Here is a 15486-nt window from a genome sequence, read left to right on the forward strand (position 1 = left end):
CGCTCAGATGGGATGCAGGCCGGGGAAGGACAGGCCGAGGGTCTCCGGCCAGCCCATGCGGATGTTCAGGCACTGGACGGCGTTGCCCGCGCCGCCCTTCATGAGGTTGTCCAGTGCCGCGATGGTCGACAGGCGGCCGGCCTCCTCGTCGACGGCGTACCCGACGTCGCAGAAGTTCGAGCCCAGCAGGATCTTCGGCTCCGGGTAGCGGAAGGTGCCGCGCTGCTGGGCGACCAGCCGGACGAAAGGCTCGTCGCGGTACTGCTCGCGGAACGCCCGGCGCACCGCCGACCTGTCCACACCGGGGCGCATCGTGGCGTGACAGATCGTCTGCACGCCTCGTACCGCCTCGACTCCGGTCGCGGTCATGGCGACCGGAATGCCGAGGTGTCGGGAGATCTCGGCCTCGTGCCGGTGCCCGGTCGGCGCGAACACCCGCATCGCCCCGCTGCGTTCGGCATGCAGGTTCGCCTCGCCCGCGGTGGCACCGGAGCCACTCGAACCGGTGCGCGCGTCGAACTGGGCCGTCGGCTCGACCAGGTCCCGTGCCACGAGTGGGTACAGCGCGAGCACGCCCGCCACCGCCATGCAGCCGGGCACGCTGACCAGGTCGGCGGTGCCCAGGCTGTCCCGGTGCAGCTCGGGAATCCCGGGGACGAAGTCGCCGAGCAGGTGCGGCGCGGCGTGCGCGGTCCCGTAGTAGCGCTGGAATACTTCGGTGTCGTCCAGCCGGAAGTCCCCGGTGAGGTCGATGACCTGCTTGGCCTGCCCGATCCAGCGGTCGATCTGTGTCATGGCGGCGCGGTGCGGCGTGGCGAGGAAGACCGTGTCGCACTCACCCACCTCATCGGCCGTGCAGAACAACAGGTCGGTGGCGGACCGCAGGTTCGGATGCACCCCGTCGACCCGCTTGCCGGGGAACCGGGAGGACACCGCGCCCACCACCTCGACCTCGGGATGGCCGATGAGCAGTCGCAGCAGCTCGCCGCCGATGTAGCCGGCCGCGCCGACCACCGCGACGCGGGTCACGACCAGGTTCCGGTGACTGTCGTCCGTCCGCGCACGCCTACTCGCCCCAGTCCTCTTCGACCTCGGGCGCCAGGGCGAGCACCGCCGGGCTCAGCGCCACGATCTCCAGCTCGCTTCGGCAGCCGGCGCACTCGACGATCTCGTTGAGCCGCACCGAGTCGCTGATCGCCACCTCGTCCTCGCACTCGGGGCAGGCCTGCATCGTGGTCATGTAGCGATTTCCCTTCGTTCGGTCCTCCCGGAGAGGGCAGCTGTGTCGAGGGCGGCACGGACCGTCCTCACGACCCGCTCCGCGGTGAGGTCGTAGTGCTCGACGAGGTGTTCCTGGTTGCCGACCTCGTCGACGAACTGGTCCGGCATGCCCAGCCGCAGCACCCTCGTGGGCGCCTCCTCCGCCAGCGTCTCGGCCACCGCGCCGCCGAGACCGCCGCTGCGCCAGTGCTCTTCGACGGTCACCACGAGCGTGGCCGGTCGCGCCGCGGCCACCAGGGCCTCCGTGTCGAGTGGACTCAGCGTGTGCAGGTTCAGCACGGTGGCCTCGATGCCGTGTCCGGCAAGGACATCCGCCGCGTCGAGGCAGGCGAGCACCGGGTACGGACCGCAGCACGCGAGGACCACGTCGTCGCCCTGGCGCAGCGTCTGTGCGTGCCCGATGACCGGGGGAGGGGCGTCCTCGGGCAGCGGTGGCGACGGCTTGCGGCCGAGCCGGACGTAGAGCGGTCCGGGCACGCTCACGCTCTGCTCGACGAACGCCTCCGTGGCGGCGGCGTCCGCGGGCACCACCACGGTCATGCCCGGCAGCACCCGCAGTACGGCGAGGTCCTCCAGGGCCTGGTGAGTCGGCCCGAGATGGCCCGCGGCGAGACCGCCGTGGGTGGCCATGATGCGAACCGGCAGCCGGTTGTAGGCGATGTCGATCTTGATCGCCTCCAGCGCGCGGGAGGCGGCGAAGGCGGCCATCGTGTTGACGAACGGAACCCGCCCGCTCGCGGCCAGCCCGGCCGCGATCCCCATCAGGTTGGCCTCGGCGATGCCGAGGTTGAGGTACTGCTCGCCGGCCGCCGCGGCGTGCTCCGCGCTGAACAGGCCGGTGTCGGTGTCCAGGCAGATCAGCTCGGGATGCAGGTTCAACAGGGGAAGCAGACTGTCCCGGTAGGCCTCTCGGGTCGCGCGGCTCACGACCGCGCCTCGCAGGCTCGGCTCGGCCCTGTGACATCTGGTTCGCTCGCAAGCTCGCTCACGACGACCCCTCGCAGGCTCGGTGTCGCCGCTCGCGGTCGCCCTGTGACATTTGGTTCGCTCGCAGGCTCGCTCACGACGACCCCTCGCAGGCTCGGTGTCGCCGCTCGCGGTCGCCCTGTGACATTTGGTTCGCTCGCAAGCTCGCTCACGAGGCGGCGTCCGTGGTCCGCAGCGCGGCGATGGCCCGCGCGTGGTTGCGCGGCGACAGCTTCACGTAGTGGTTGGCCGCCCGGCCGGCGAGGAACGGGACTCCGTGGCCCTTGACCGTGCGGGCGATCAGCACGCTCGGCTTGCCCGGCTCCCACGGTGCGGCGGTGAGATGGTGTGCCAGCTCGTTCGCGTCGTGGCCGTCCACGTCGCGGACCGACCAGCCGAAGCTTCGCCAGCGGTCGGCCAGTGGTTCCATCGGCGCGATGCGCTCGGTGGAGCCGGTCAGCTGGAGCCCGTTGCGGTCCACCACGGCGACCAGCTGGTCCAGCTTCAGCGACGCGGCCGCGATCGCCGCCTCCCAGACCGAGCCTTCCTGGAGCTCGCCGTCGCCGAGCAGTACGAAGCTGCGCGAGTCGCGGCCGGCGTAGCGATCGGCCAGCGCGAACCCGCAGCCCAGCGCGAGACCGTGGCCGAGCGACCCGGTCGGCAGCTCCACACCGGGCACCGCGCGCACCGGATGGCCCATCAGCCGGCTGCCCGGCTGCCCGTAGCCGGCGAGCTCCTCGACCGGGAAGAAACCCCGTTCGGCCAGCGTCGCGTACAGGGCGAGGGCGGCGTGGCCCTTGCTGAGCAGGAAGCGATCGCGGGCCGGGTCGTCCGGCTGTCGCGGGTCCACGTTCAGCACCGAGAAGTACAGCGCCGTGAGCACCTCGACACAGGAGAACGCGCCGCCGAGATGGCCGCCTTCCGGACCCGCGCACATGTCGACGACGTGCGAGCGGATGCGTGCGGCGACCGTCTCCAGCGTTTCCCGCGTGGGCGCCTGGGCGGCGGTCATGACGCGGCCCCCGCGAGGGTGGTCACCATGTCGGTGTTGGCCCACACCTTCTCGAAGGCGTCCGCGTAGAGCTGGAGCAGCTCGCCGGACCCCGGGTTGAGGTGGCGCTTCTGCAGGGTCAGCGAGTCGGCGATGACCGCGCGGGCCGCCGGGTAGTCCTCGCCCGCGGTCGGTCCGGGTGCGCCGGTCACCGACCAGGGGTAGCCCGCGCCGAAGCCGACGCGGTCGACGAACACCTTCTGGTCGGGCAGCGGCATGAGCTGGTACTGCGACATCGGCACGCCCTCGGCACGCAGCAGCCGCCGCAGCGTCGAGCGCAGGGCCTCCGGCCGCGCCTCGTCCAGGCCGAACGCGGCCGGGTCGAACCGGAACCGCAGGATGTGCCAGGCGTGGGTGGTGTCCGGGAGCGCGGTCGGCACGCGCAGGCCGGGCAGCTCCGCGAGCCGGGCGAGGAAGTCGGCGATGTTGGCCTGTCGCGCGCGTTCGTAGTCGTCGAACCGGGTGAGCTGCGCGTCGGTGAACGCGGCCTGCAGGGCGTTCATCTTGTGGTTCCAGCCGAGGCCGTAGGACACGTAGTCGCGGTCGCGGCCGCTCTCGATCACCTCGCCGAACTGCCGGCCCCGGCGCACCGACTCGGCCAGCTCGGCCTTACCGGTCACGAGCAGGCCGCCTTCGCCGCAGGTCGGGATGTTCTTGGTGACCTGGAGGCTGAACGCGCCCGCGTCGCCGATTCCGCCGACCGGCCGCCCGCGGTGGGTCGCGCCGGGAGCCTGCGCGGCGTCCTCGATCACGGCGAGGCCGTGCCGGCGCGCGATGTCGGTGATCCGGTCCATGTCGGCGGGTGCGCCGTGCAGGTGCACCGGGATGATCGCCGCGGTCCGAGGGGTGATCCGGCGCTCCACGTCGTCCGGGTCGAGGTTGAAGGTGACCGGGTCGACGTCGGCGAACACGGGCACGGCCATCTGGTGCACGGGCGCGAGCCCGGTGGCGATGAAGCTGAGCGCGGGCACGATCACCTCGTCGCCCGGCCCGATCCCGAGCCCGGCCAACGCGAGGGACAGTGCGGCGGTGCCGGTGGACACCGCGACGCAGTGGTCGAAGCCGAAGTGCCGCGCCCACCGCTCCTCGAGCGTGGACACCGGGTTCGCACCGTCCGAGTTGGACACCAGTCTGGCGCCGTCGAGCGCGTCGATGACGGCTTTGCGGTCCTCGTCCTCGATCAGCGGCCAGTCCACGCGGCGCCGGTCCTTCGGCACGGCCGCGGTTCCCCCGAACGCTGCCAGCTTGCTCATGAAAGCAGTTCCGCCTCTCCGAAATTTGCTCCTGTGGTGGCGTCGGGCGGAAATCGTTCTGTTCGCCACGTGCCGGTGGCTGGGTGCCGGCGCTGGTTCGCGCTGCGGCCGTGGATCGACAGAGGATGTCTCATCACTGTCCTCTCGAGACTGTCATGGTCGCGCTGCCGCGCCGACGGCGTCGACCGCACTCGCGTACTTGCCGCGCAGCACGGTGGCGTGGTGCGCGATGTCGGCCGAGACGGCTCGGGCGTCGCCGAGTCCGTGTGCGCCGGTGATCCGCAGCCCGGTCCACGCGTGGGCGACGGCCTCGACCGCCCGGCCGGCGCCGGCCAGCGCCGGATCGCCCCACTCCCGCCCGCACCGGCGCAGGAGCTCACCGTGGAGCGAGGCCTGTGCCTGCATGCCCCAGCCGAACGCGTACAGCTCCTGTAGCGCGGTGGCGTCACCCCCGCGGCACCGGTCGAGGAGCTCCCCGGCGAACTCGTCGAACCCGGCGAGACCGGTGCGCGCCGAGGTGGCCGCGGTCGTCGTGGTCTTCGTGGTCTTCGTGGTGAACGCGTCGACGTCGGCGCGCAGGAAACCGCCGAGCAGCTCGGGGGTCAGTGGCGGGGGCGGGGCGTCGAGCCGGACGTCGAGGCAGCGTCGGCCGATCCGTGAGTCGCTGAAGAACGCGTCCTGCACGTCGGTCGGGTTGGCCGAGCCCCAGCTGCGCAGGAACGCCTCGATCGGGACGGCACCGCGGAACGCGGGCGGCATGGCGTCCGAGACGTACACCAGCCCGCGGACCTCGTCCAGGCCGTAGACCACCACGAGGTGCGCGGCGTGCACGTCGCCGTACGCGGGCCGGAACGGCAGGTGGAAGTTGTCCACCGCGGCGATGACCAGCCGGTCGTCGGCCAGCGTCTCGCGCACCTCCCGCCAGAGGTCGTCCTCGTCGGCGGGCTGCCACCAGCGCGAGTGCAGCTCGTGATGGGGTGCGAGGGCGGCACCGAGGTCGACACCGCCGGACTCGTCGGGCGGGCAGGGGTAGTAGAACTCCTCGGACCTGACGTCGCCCGGCACGTGCACGAACCGCCAGCCCGCGCCGAGCACGGTCAGCGGGTCCGCTCCCGCGCGTGTCACCACCGAGCCGAAGTTGGCCTGCAGGCAGCTGATCAGGTCGCGGTACCACAGCTCTGGTTCCGGCCCGGTGATCATGTAGGTCCGCTGTGTCACGTCACTGGTCATGCCCGGCCTCCGCCCGCTGCAGGGTGACCGCGAAGACGTGCACCGCGACGTTGCGCGGCAGCCGGACGCCGGCCAGGTCGGCGCGCCGGGTGACCGGCACCCGCTGCGCCCACATGACGGCGGGCACTCCCCGCTGCACGTGGTGCGGGTAGTGCATGACGGGGCTCTCGAACGCCGTGATCTCGCCGAACCAGGCGGGTGCGGCCCAGAAGTCGGAGACCCGCAGCGGTTCAGCGTCGACCGAGCCGTCGCCGAAGCTCAGCTCGACGGTGTCCTCGCAACGCCGTTCCGCCGCCGCCAGCACGTGCACCCAGTCGTAGCGACCCTCGGGCACTTCTAGGAACTGTCCGGCGCACCGGACGTTGTCGGGCCCGTCGCAGACCGGCGGGAACCGGAAGGGGACGCCGGCCACGTGGACGAGGCTCTCGCCGGCGGGCAGGTACTCGGCGGCGTACGAGTTGCCCCACACGTTGAACGCGCCGGCCTTGGTCGCCGTCGCCGCGGAGATGGCCGTGTTGTTGCGGTGGCCGGAGATGTCGACCGGATCGCACAGTCGGGTGATGGCGGAGGTCACCAGCGTGTTCGTCAAGTGATTCCCCCTCACTAGAATGCTTTTGGCATTTTCCCAAGGTAGGTCTCTGATTCGTGCTTTTCGTCCGCGCCGTGGTTACCGCGAATGTCCGAGTCGGTGTTCCGATTTACTCGCCGGGTAATCCTGCTGACTACTCCGGTCAGGTGATCACGGCCGAAGCGCCGCGGCGCGCAGCTGCTCGTAGTAGGGCAGGTGGTAGTCGTGGTAGGCGCGCAGCACCGGGTTCGCGGCGACCGCTTCGGCCCGGTCGTTCCTCTCACGGCTGAAGCCGGCGGTCCTGCTGGTCGACTCGTGCCACCGGCTGGTCGCCTGCCACTCCGACCGCATGCCCGGCTGCCAGTTCAGTGCGTCCGGCAGGAAGGGGATGCCCACCGCCGAGCAGTACGCCCGCACGGTTTCGGCCGGCCGGTCGAGCAGGTCGTCCGAGTCGATCACCACCGGAGTGCGGCCGGTGGCGGCCTCCACGGCCGCGAAGATCTCGTGCAGCCAGGCGAAACCGATCTCGTCGCGGCCGAGGTTCGGGTTGAGCTCGTGGTGCGACGCGATGGCCTCGGCCGGGTGGCGGATGATGAAGGTGTGGGTCGCGCCCGCCAGGAACGCCTGGTCGGCGAGCAGCGCCGGGTAGTGGAAGTCCGTGGTGTCCTTGAAGAACACCGGCTTCTCCGCCGCGATCGCGCGCAGCGACGCGAGCACGTCCGCCTCGGTGTGCGCGACCTGGTCGCCGACCTTCGCCTCGCCGAAGTCGACCACCTGCGAGAACGGCTCGTGCACGACGACGCGGTCGCCCCGCTCCGCCATCATCCGCGCGAACGCGGTGGAACGGCTGCGCGGCGCGCTCCACAGCGCGAGCACCGGTGTCCGCTCTGGCATGTGCTCCACGGTTTCCCCTTCCCCCGCTGGCGGCTGGTGTGCGACCGGTGAAAACGCGCGTTAACCGCCGCGACGCGTTTCCGAACCCGGTCAAGAGTGGCACGGGCGAGGCCCGGGCCGGGTAAGCGAAATACGCAGCCGCCGGGGCGCACAGTCAACGCAATGCGTCGCCGTGGCTGAGCTTGTCGCGGACGCGCATGGTGTCGGCGCGGCCGTAACGTCCGTCGCGACGGTCCTACTACGGAGGTCACGTGTCAGCCAAGCCCCCCGCGTTCCTCCTCACCGGAGCCTTCCGGGTCATCTGCCGCAACCCCCGCTACCTGACCGAACTGGCCAGGCGCGGGCTACGGATCCTGGTCATCTGCCCCGACTCCTCACGTGCCCAGGCCGAGGCGGTCATCGGTACGCCGGGGTCGCGCGCCGCGCTGATCACCGACATCGCCTATGTGGACGGCGCGCTGGACCGTGAGTCCTCCTTCAACCCGGGGGTGTTCGCCGAACTCCAGAAGTGGACCGAGCACTACCGCATCGTCGGCGCCTACGCCATGGAGGAAACGCTGGTCGAGCCGACCGGAATGGTCTGCGATGCCCTCGGCCTGCCCGGCCCTGGGCTCCGCGCGAGCCGTGTCTGCCGTACCAAGTACCTCCAGCGTGCCCACCTCGCCCAGTTCGGCCCCCAGGCGCTGACCGTGCCGCCGGGCAGGCGTCACCTGGTGGAACTGGAGGACTTCAGGTACCCCGTCGTGGTCAAGCCGGCCACCCGCCATGCCAGCTCGGGCGTGTTGTCCTGTGACAACGCCGACGAGGTGGCGGCAGTCCTGAGCGAGTACCGCGAGCACGAGACCGCGCTGATCGAACAGAAGGTGATCGGCCAGGAGTTCTCGGTGGAGTCGTTGGTGCGCAACGGAGAGGTGGTGTTCTCCTCCGTGACCGAGAAGGAGACGACCGACACATGGGACCGGACCTTCGTCGAGCTCGCCCACTCCGTTCCCGCCGCTGCCAGCAGCATCGGCGGTGTCGACGTCACCGCGTGCCTGAGTGAGGCCAACCGGAGGGTCCTGGCGACGCTGGCGTTCGAGAACGGGATCACGCATTCCGAATGGCGGGTCACCGCCGGAGGCGAGGCGTACCTGATGGAGATCGCGTCGCGGACTCCGGGCGACGGGCTGACCATCCTCTACGAACTCGCCTGTGGTGTGCCGCTGGAGCCGCAGATCGTCGCCATCGCGCTCGGCGAGGAGGCCGCCTATCCGCCGCCGCGGCGGCGCACGCGCCAGGTCTATGTCGAGCACGGCCCGGGAATCCTGCGAGACGTCACTCTCGACTGGCCGGGAACCACCGTCACCTGGATCGGCGAGACCGACTTGTGGCCGGCGGTCCGGCCTGGGGAGGCCGGCGACGCGCCGGCCCTGAGGTCGGTGCTGGTGCTGAAGGGACGAGGCAGCCGTCTGGAACCGCTGCGCTCCTCCGATGACCGGGCGGTGACCTTCTTCATCGACGCGGACACCGACACCGAACTCGACGCGCTCGAAGCACGGGTGCGCGCCGCGATCAGACTCGACATCGACTATGCGGGGAAGACCGCACCGGCTCGGGTCAACGTGAGCTCCACCGCGTAGCTCTGACCTTCGGTCTCCATCTCCGTGATCTCCCAACCGGTGTCGACGATCAGTTCCTCCAACTCCTTGGAGGACAGGTACAAGTAGTCGAACCAGTCCGTCGTCAGGTTCTTGTGTCGGATCCGAACCTGATATGCGCCAGGCATGCGACCCTGGCGTCGATTTTCTTCCCGATAGCGAGCGTGGTCGGGATGCGAACTCATCGCGGGATCCAAGGAGTTTCCGAACAGACGGGTGCCGACCTCGGCCTTGAGTGCAAGGCTGGCAAGAATCTCTACCGCTTCCTGGCGCGACTCCAAGAGGCCCAGGTTGTAGCCGAGAAGAAGCATGCAGTCGAACTTCCCGATATCGGGCTCTTGCTCCTTCATCGTCCTCTTCAGTGCGCGCACACCACGCTGCTGGGAAACGTAAACCGCACCCGGCGAAGGATCAATGCCTATGACGTCCGCGCCCATGTCAGCCGCGGCGATCGCATGCCTGCCAGCTCCACAGCCAATATCGAGCACCCGACCCTTGGCGCGCTTGACAGCCCATTGTTCATGCCGCTCGAGTTTGTCGAAATCGTCGAAATACTCCGCGACATCGGTGATGAAGAGGAATCCGTCATCGCGCTCGATGGTCGCGTAGGAGTGCCCAGTCTTTCCGCCGGCGGTCCAGCACTCCCTGAGAGCCTCACCGAACCCGTCGCCCAGCACCGGACCTACGACCTTGGGTTCCCGTCCGTGCTCCGGCTTGATCACGGTCTTCCCCTTTCGCGGCTGTGTCAGGAGTCCGGTTCGGCCACTGTGGACGCCTCGCGGCTGGACGCCGCGCGGCGGCTTGGCAGGGCGAGCTGGGCGGACAGCAACCCGAACACGGCGACCATGCCCCACAGCGTCCATGGGGCGATCGCGTACAAGGCGCCGCCGATTGCTGGTCCGGCGCTCGTACCGGTCGTGTACGCGGCGCCGTACAACCCCTGGTAGCGCCCGACCATCCCCGGCGGAGTCCGATTTGCCAGATATGCCTGGGCGATGGAGGTGCTCATCATCTCGCCGAGCGTCCAGATCACCACCGTTGCCACCAGCGGACCCATGTCGGTCGCGAACCCGGTCAGCGCGAGACCGACACCGATGATCAGGTTGCCGAGGGCCAGCACGTACTCCGGCCGGTACCGGGAGACCACGGCGGTGATGGGGAGTTCCAGCACCAACACCAGCAGACCGGCCAACCCCATGAGGTAACCGAAGTGGCGTTCGCTCAGACCCACGTCGTTGATGTGCAGGGGTAGGCCGACGGTGACCTGGATGTAGGCGAACTCGGCGAGCACGGTCATCAGCAGGAATCGCACCAGGATGCGATCGGCGAACGCCTGTCGGTAACCCGCCACGCGGTCCGCCCGCGTGTCCGCGTCGTCCTGGTCGGCCTCCGATTGGGGCGCATCCCGCACCAGCACCGCCACGAACACGCCGAACAGCAGGCCCGCGGCGGCGTTGGTGAGGAAGAGCGCCTCATAGGAGGTGTCGGCCAGCACACCGCCGATGACGCCGCCCACCGTGACGCCGAGGTTCTGCGCGAACCGGAACACTCCGAAGGCGGCGAGCCGTTGCTGATGGGTCTCCACGGAGTCGACCAGCACCGCGGCCGCGGCCGGTCGGTAGATCTGCGACGTCACGCCGATGAGACCGACCACCGCGACGATGGTCGCGAGCGACCCGAGATACGGAACGCTCGCCACCAGCCCGGAAGTGGTCACGGCGGACCCGGCGATGGTCCATCGCCGGCCGAACCTGTCGGCCAGGTAGCCGCCGACGGTGTTGCCGAGCACTCTGCCCACGCCGGACACGCCCAGCACGAGCCCCGCGGCACCGGCGGAATAGCCGCGTTCGACCAGGTAGAGAGTGATGAAGATGGGCAGGAAGTTGCCGACCTGGTTGACCAGAGCGCCGATGCTGATGAGCCACACACGGCTGGGCAGACCGCGCAGCGCTTCGCGGAACGGCGGGTCCTTGGTGTCCGGCTTGTCCGGCGGTGCCGAGCTCACGTGATGGGCTCGGTACGCACGTGGATCGCCGCCGCCAGCCGCCTGCCGTTGGCGACCGCGTCGGCGGTGTCGGCGCCGCGGGCGAGGACCCAACCGCTGATGTCCTCGTTCCAGGTCAGCGGCCGTACCACGTCGCCCGGCTTCACTCTCACGTTGAGGTCGATGAACGCCGGGTCCGCGCGCACGACGTCCTCGCCGGTCACCTCCACGACCCGGCCGGGCTCCGGCATGATGGCCGCGTGGGACGCCGCGCCCCGGGGCTCTGGCGACGCGGCCAGCGGCTCCAGCACGCCGAGCCCCGCGCACAGCGCGTAGCGCTCCATGTCGACACCGTAGACGGTCTCGGTCATGTCGTTGATCCCGCCACCGCCGATGCGGTTGTGCGACTCGACGATCCGCGGGCCGCGCGAGGTCAGCTTGACCTCGGTGTGCGCTGGACCGTTGCGCAGCCCCACCGCGTCGAGGAGATCCGTCACCAACCGCGTGGCGTCGCGCAGCGTCTCGCCCGGCTGGGCGCTGGGGGTCGAAAGCCCGACCTCGGCGAAACCGGTGCCGCCGAGCTCCTTGTCGGTCACCGCGACGACCACATGCCGGCCGTCGAAGCTCAGGGTCTCCACGCTGATCTCCGGGCCGTCCAGGAACTCCTCCATGAGGAACTCGTCGAAGGAGTCGGCGAAGCCCAGGTCCCCGGGATTCCATGCCTTGTCGGCGAGGGCTCGGTACCGGTCGGCGACCGTGTCCGCGTCGGCTTGGTCGCGGACGTGGAACACCGCCAGGCTGCCCCCCTCACGGGTCGGCTTGACGATGATCGGCAATCCGTGTGCCTGGACGAACTCCCGAACGTCCTGGGTGCAACGGCCGACCGCGGAAGCCACCGGGCTGATGCCCTTCGCGGCCAGGTGCCGGCGCATCCGCGACTTGTCCAGCAGCAGTTCCACGGTCTCGACGGACTCGCCGCCGAGACCGAACGCCTCGTTGAGCTGTGCCGCCGGCAGCAGCCCGAAGTCGGACAGTGTCAGGACCGCCTGGAACGGGGACGTCTCGTGCAACGTCCTGGCCAGTGGCAGCAGCTGGTCGAAGTCGGCGTAGTCGAGCAGCAGCGCGTGGTCGACGTAGGGCCAGTGGCCGCTGTCATACCTGTTCGGGTACTGGGCGTAGTCCACGTCCAGACCCAGCTCCCGGGCCTTGCACACATGAATGGACGGGCCACCGACGACCAGGACGTGAGGCCGTCCGGTGGCGGCCGTCGAGGACCGTTGGCCGGTGGGCACAACATAAGTGGACAACACGGCCTCCTTTTCTCGCCTTTCCTTGGTGCCCCTAGTTCTTGCCGGTGTCGAATGGGCACTTCTCGTCGAGTGACAGCGGCTCATTGTGGTCTTCGAGAAAATACTGACGCCATTCACGAATTCCTGGCGTGCCGAAATCGCCGAGGGCTGGCGTCGGAGGGATCTCGTCATAGGAGTGCAAGCGCTCCCTGATGATCCTCCTGCCATTCCTCCCGTGCGGAGTCTTGTCGGTGACGTCGTCGAAGACGAAGCGAGGCTGGAACGTGATGCTGAAGTAGTCGAAGTGGCGACTGGCGCGGTTTTCGTACGCCGGCGTGTTGCCGACGACGAACAGCTTCATGCCGGCGAAGCAGAACTCCCACCACTCATTGTTCGTGTCGGTTGGAACGTCTGCGGGCCAGGGATCCTCGTCCAGGGCATGAACCTTTTGCAGAGTGTCCCAGAAGAGGTCGCGATACTCCTCCAGCGTCTGCCTTTCGGAGGTCTTGTCGAAGAAGGCGACCATGGAGGCGCGTCGTCCCAGGGAGTGTGCCTGCGCGACGAACTCGCGAAGGGCGGCGGCGAGTTGTACTTCCCCGCCGTCCTCCTGGGTGATGAAGGCGTACCGCAAGCTCTCCGTCTTGAAGGCGTCCACCCCATAGATGCATGGGAATGGCCGCTCGTCATCCAGCATCAGCTTGGTGAATTTTTCCGCTGCGTCGCGCTCCCATGGCAGCTCGCGGGGGACTGACGGCTTGAATATCGGTCCACCTTCGGAAGTCGAGATCGTTGGCCTGCTCACCATCGGCGGATACCCTTCTCTGAAATGTTCTAGCGTTTTGTGAATACGTCGGACTGCGTCAGCCCAGAACTTCCGCGATCGCGTCGACGGCGAAGTCGATCTCCTCGCGAGTGATCACCAGCGGTGGCGACACCCGAAGGTTCGCATCGCCCACCTTGCACAGCACGCCACGCTCGAGCAGCGCCTCGGACACCTTTCGTCCGGTCGGGCGGCCTTCGGCGATCCGCACGTTGGCCCACAGTCCACGGCCACCGACCTCGGCGACGCTGTCCAGTTCGCCGAGCCGGGAGTGCGCGTACGCGCCGAGCTCACGGGACCGTTCCTGGAACTCCCCGGTCGCCAGCATCCGTATCACCGCGCGGCCGACCGCGCACGCCAGCGGGTTGCCGGCGAAGGTCGAGCCGTGCTCGCCGGGCTTGATCACGCCGAGGACGTCGGCCCGGCCGATCACCGCGGACACCGGCATGGTCCCGCCGCTCAGCGCCTTGCCCACGGTGTAGAGGTCGGCGCGGACGCCTTCGTGGTCCAGTGCCAGCGTCGTGCCGGTGCGGGCCAGTCCGGACTGGATCTCGTCGGCGACGAACAACGTGTTGGTGTCGTCGCAGAGCTGGCGGACCTCGGCGAGGTAGCCCTTCGGGGGGATGACCACGCCCGCCTCGGCCTGGATCGGTTCCAGTAGGACCGCCGCCGTGTTGTCGGTGATCGCCGAGCGCAGCGCGTCGATGTCGCCGTAGGGCACGACCTTGAAGCCCGGGGTGTACGGGCCGAACCCGTCGTGGACGTGAGCGTCGGTGGAGAACGAGACGATGGTCGTGGTGCGGCCGTGGAAGTTCGAGCCCGCGACCACGATCTCGGCGGCGCCGTCCGGCACGCCCTTGACCCGGTAGGCCCACCTCCTGGCGATCTTCACGGTCGAGTCGATCGCCTCGCCGCCGGAGTTGGAGGGCAGCACCCTCTCGGTGCCCGTCAGCTCGGCCAGCTCCTGGCAGAACAGCGCGAACTGGTCGTGGTGGAACATCCGGCTGGTCAGTGTCAGCCTGTCGAGCTGCGCCTTGGCCGCGGCGACGATGTCGGGGTGGCGGTGGCCGAAGTTGAGCGCGGAGTACCCGGCGAGGAAGTCGAGGTAGCGCCGACCGTGCACATCGGTCACCCAGGCGCCTTCCCCGTGGGCGAGCACCACGGGCAGCGGGATGTAGTCGGAGGGGCCCCAGCGTTCGGCCAGGGCGATGTGGTCATGAGTGGGGATGGCGACCGTGGTCATGTCGACACTCCTTCCGCGGGTTCCACATGGGACCTGCCGTCGTAGAGGTAGTCAAGTTCGATCTGTCGCAGCTTCTGATAGTCAGCGAGGATCTCTGCCGAATCATCTGAGACGAGATATATGAGCCCCGGAGCCGTCCCGGCATCGATCGTCCGAGGAAGCCGGCGCCCTTCCGGATGCCACATGCTGGTATAGGCGTGGGACGGTAGTGCGCGAATTTCAGCCATCGACTCGTGAGAGGGGACGACGCCGGAGTCCCTCGGGTTGATGAGAGACACGGAACGTGTGCGTTGGAGCAATGGGCACGCGGTGGTGGGCAGGCGGTCGAACTCGTCCGGCTTCGCCACGGACAGAGCAAGCAGATCCACCTGGTTGGTGCCGAAACAGCGCCTGAGGACCTCCGGCGCGTGTGCACCGCCGATGCGTCCGGCACATTCGACGAGCACCGGTCCTCTGGCGGTCAGCATGACCTCGGTATGGGCGGCCCCGTTGTGGATCTCCAGGGCATCGAGCACCTGATGCGTGTAGAGCTCCAGCGCTTTCGCGTCCGGGTCGTCCGGCGCCAGCGGCTCGTCGTAGTCATAGACGAAGCTGCCGCCGGGGTCTCGACGTTTGTAGTATCGCCAGATATCGACGGTGCGGTGTTTGCCGTTGCGACTGACCGTGTTGACGTAGTACTCGTCGCCTTCGAGGAACTGTTGCGCGAGCACCGTCTCGTTGGTCTGTCCGAAGCGGTCGGTGCTGGTCATGATCTTTTCGTGGGCGGCGCGAACCTTTTCCGGTGACGGACAAGCCATGACGTTGTCCGTGCCACAGCTGGCGACCGGTTTCAGCACGATGGGATAGCCCACGGTCGTCTCGGCCCATTCGATGATCTCGTCCACGTCGGGGGAGACGATGGAGGCTGCGTGTGCCAGTCCGGCATCGCGCAGAGCCAGGACCATCTCGTACTTGTCGCGTCGGCAGTTCGGCCGGCTCAGCCCGTTGCCGGGAGTGCCGAGTTCGGCGGAGAGTTGGGCGACCAGCTCGACACCCGACTCTCCGATGGCGATCACACTGCTGACCCCGTACTCACGGAGCGCGGACGCCGTGGCCGTGACGTCACCGTCGTGCCGAACACCGCCGACGAAGCCCTCGGGGTCGTACGGCTGACCCAGGACGACGTCGGGGTCCGGCGACTGGACGTGCACACACTCCGTGCCGTGCTGATGTAGCGCAGCCAGCACCTGGCTCTTCGACGAGTTCACGTCGACGATCGCCACTCGATTCG

15 protein-coding genes are annotated in these 15486 nt (G+C 68.9%); 1 reads left to right on the top strand and 14 read right to left on the bottom strand.

The genetic code is table 11. The features are described from left to right. Positions 1-3 precede the first annotated feature (3 nt). From argC to ACRDSK_RS00745, 8 genes are all read right to left on the bottom strand, one after another. The gene (argC, locus tag ACRDSK_RS00710; RefSeq protein ID WP_431437852.1) at positions 4-1029 is read right to left on the bottom strand and encodes an N-acetyl-gamma-glutamyl-phosphate reductase; all 1026 of its coding nucleotides are present in this window, start codon (positions 1027-1029) and stop codon (positions 4-6) included. A 37-nt stretch (positions 1030-1066) separates the two neighbouring features. After that, positions 1067-1240, bottom strand: coding sequence for a lysine biosynthesis protein LysW (locus ACRDSK_RS00715; RefSeq protein ID WP_431437853.1), 174 nt, complete (start codon positions 1238-1240; stop codon positions 1067-1069). Next, a complete protein-coding gene (locus ACRDSK_RS00720) occupies positions 1237-2208 on the bottom strand; it encodes a transketolase family protein (protein WP_431437854.1) in 972 nt (323 codons plus the stop codon). The genes ACRDSK_RS00715 and ACRDSK_RS00720 overlap by 4 nt, the downstream gene beginning before the upstream one ends. A gap of 208 nt (positions 2209-2416) precedes the next feature. After that, the gene (locus ACRDSK_RS00725; RefSeq protein ID WP_431437855.1) at positions 2417-3259 is read right to left on the bottom strand and encodes a transketolase; all 843 of its coding nucleotides are present in this window, start codon (positions 3257-3259) and stop codon (positions 2417-2419) included. Continuing rightward, complete coding sequence (locus ACRDSK_RS00730) at positions 3256-4551, bottom strand: DegT/DnrJ/EryC1/StrS family aminotransferase (RefSeq protein ID WP_431437856.1); 1296 nt, start codon at positions 4549-4551, stop codon at positions 3256-3258. Before ACRDSK_RS00730 ends, ACRDSK_RS00725 begins: the two co-directional genes overlap by 4 nt. 153 nt (positions 4552-4704) lie before the next feature. Further along, positions 4705-5781 (bottom strand): BtrH N-terminal domain-containing protein, encoded by a 1077-nt coding sequence (locus tag ACRDSK_RS00735; RefSeq protein WP_431437857.1) that lies wholly within the window; start codon positions 5779-5781, stop codon positions 4705-4707. Next, positions 5771-6370 carry a hypothetical protein gene (locus tag ACRDSK_RS00740; RefSeq protein WP_431437858.1) on the bottom strand — a complete coding sequence of 200 codons (600 nt, stop codon included), beginning with the start codon at positions 6368-6370 and terminating at the stop codon, positions 5771-5773. Before ACRDSK_RS00740 ends, ACRDSK_RS00735 begins: the two co-directional genes overlap by 11 nt. Positions 6371-6520: 150 nt before the next feature. Beyond that, complete coding sequence (locus ACRDSK_RS00745) at positions 6521-7243, bottom strand: sulfotransferase family protein (RefSeq protein ID WP_431437859.1); 723 nt, start codon at positions 7241-7243, stop codon at positions 6521-6523. Positions 7244-7494: 251 nt separating this feature from the next. Here ACRDSK_RS00745 and ACRDSK_RS00750 point away from each other — a divergent pair, with 251 nt between their 5' ends. Beyond that, on the top strand, positions 7495-8862 hold the full coding sequence (locus tag ACRDSK_RS00750; RefSeq protein WP_431437861.1) for an ATP-grasp domain-containing protein: 1368 nt from the start codon (positions 7495-7497) through the stop codon (positions 8860-8862). Here ACRDSK_RS00750 and ACRDSK_RS00755 read toward each other — a convergent pair. The 6 genes from ACRDSK_RS00755 to ACRDSK_RS00780 are packed head-to-tail and all read right to left on the bottom strand — an operon-like array spanning position 8811 to position 15478. Continuing rightward, a complete protein-coding gene (locus ACRDSK_RS00755) occupies positions 8811-9602 on the bottom strand; it encodes a class I SAM-dependent methyltransferase (RefSeq protein WP_431437862.1) in 792 nt (263 codons plus the stop codon). The genes ACRDSK_RS00750 and ACRDSK_RS00755 overlap by 52 nt on opposite strands. A gap of 23 nt (positions 9603-9625) precedes the next feature. Next, the gene (locus ACRDSK_RS00760) at positions 9626-10885 is read right to left on the bottom strand and encodes an MDR family MFS transporter (protein ID WP_431437863.1); all 1260 of its coding nucleotides are present in this window, start codon (positions 10883-10885) and stop codon (positions 9626-9628) included. Beyond that, positions 10882-12171, bottom strand: coding sequence for an ATP-grasp domain-containing protein (locus ACRDSK_RS00765; RefSeq protein ID WP_431437865.1), 1290 nt, complete (start codon positions 12169-12171; stop codon positions 10882-10884). Before ACRDSK_RS00765 ends, ACRDSK_RS00760 begins: the two co-directional genes overlap by 4 nt. A 34-nt stretch (positions 12172-12205) precedes the next feature. Continuing rightward, positions 12206-12955 (bottom strand): YqcI/YcgG family protein, encoded by a 750-nt coding sequence (locus ACRDSK_RS00770; protein ID WP_431437866.1) that lies wholly within the window; start codon positions 12953-12955, stop codon positions 12206-12208. A 58-nt stretch (positions 12956-13013) separates the two neighbouring features. Beyond that, positions 13014-14216 carry an ornithine--oxo-acid transaminase gene (gene rocD / locus ACRDSK_RS00775; protein ID WP_431437867.1) on the bottom strand — a complete coding sequence of 401 codons (1203 nt, stop codon included), beginning with the start codon at positions 14214-14216 and terminating at the stop codon, positions 13014-13016. After that, positions 14213-15478, bottom strand: a complete 1266-nt coding sequence (locus tag ACRDSK_RS00780) for an ATP-grasp domain-containing protein (protein WP_431437868.1) — start codon at positions 15476-15478, stop codon at positions 14213-14215. Before ACRDSK_RS00780 ends, rocD begins: the two co-directional genes overlap by 4 nt. Positions 15479-15486 lie beyond the last annotated feature (8 nt).

It is taken from the genome of Actinophytocola sp. (genome assembly GCF_050699915.1).
Taxonomy (GTDB): domain Bacteria; phylum Actinomycetota; class Actinomycetes; order Mycobacteriales; family Pseudonocardiaceae; genus Actinophytocola.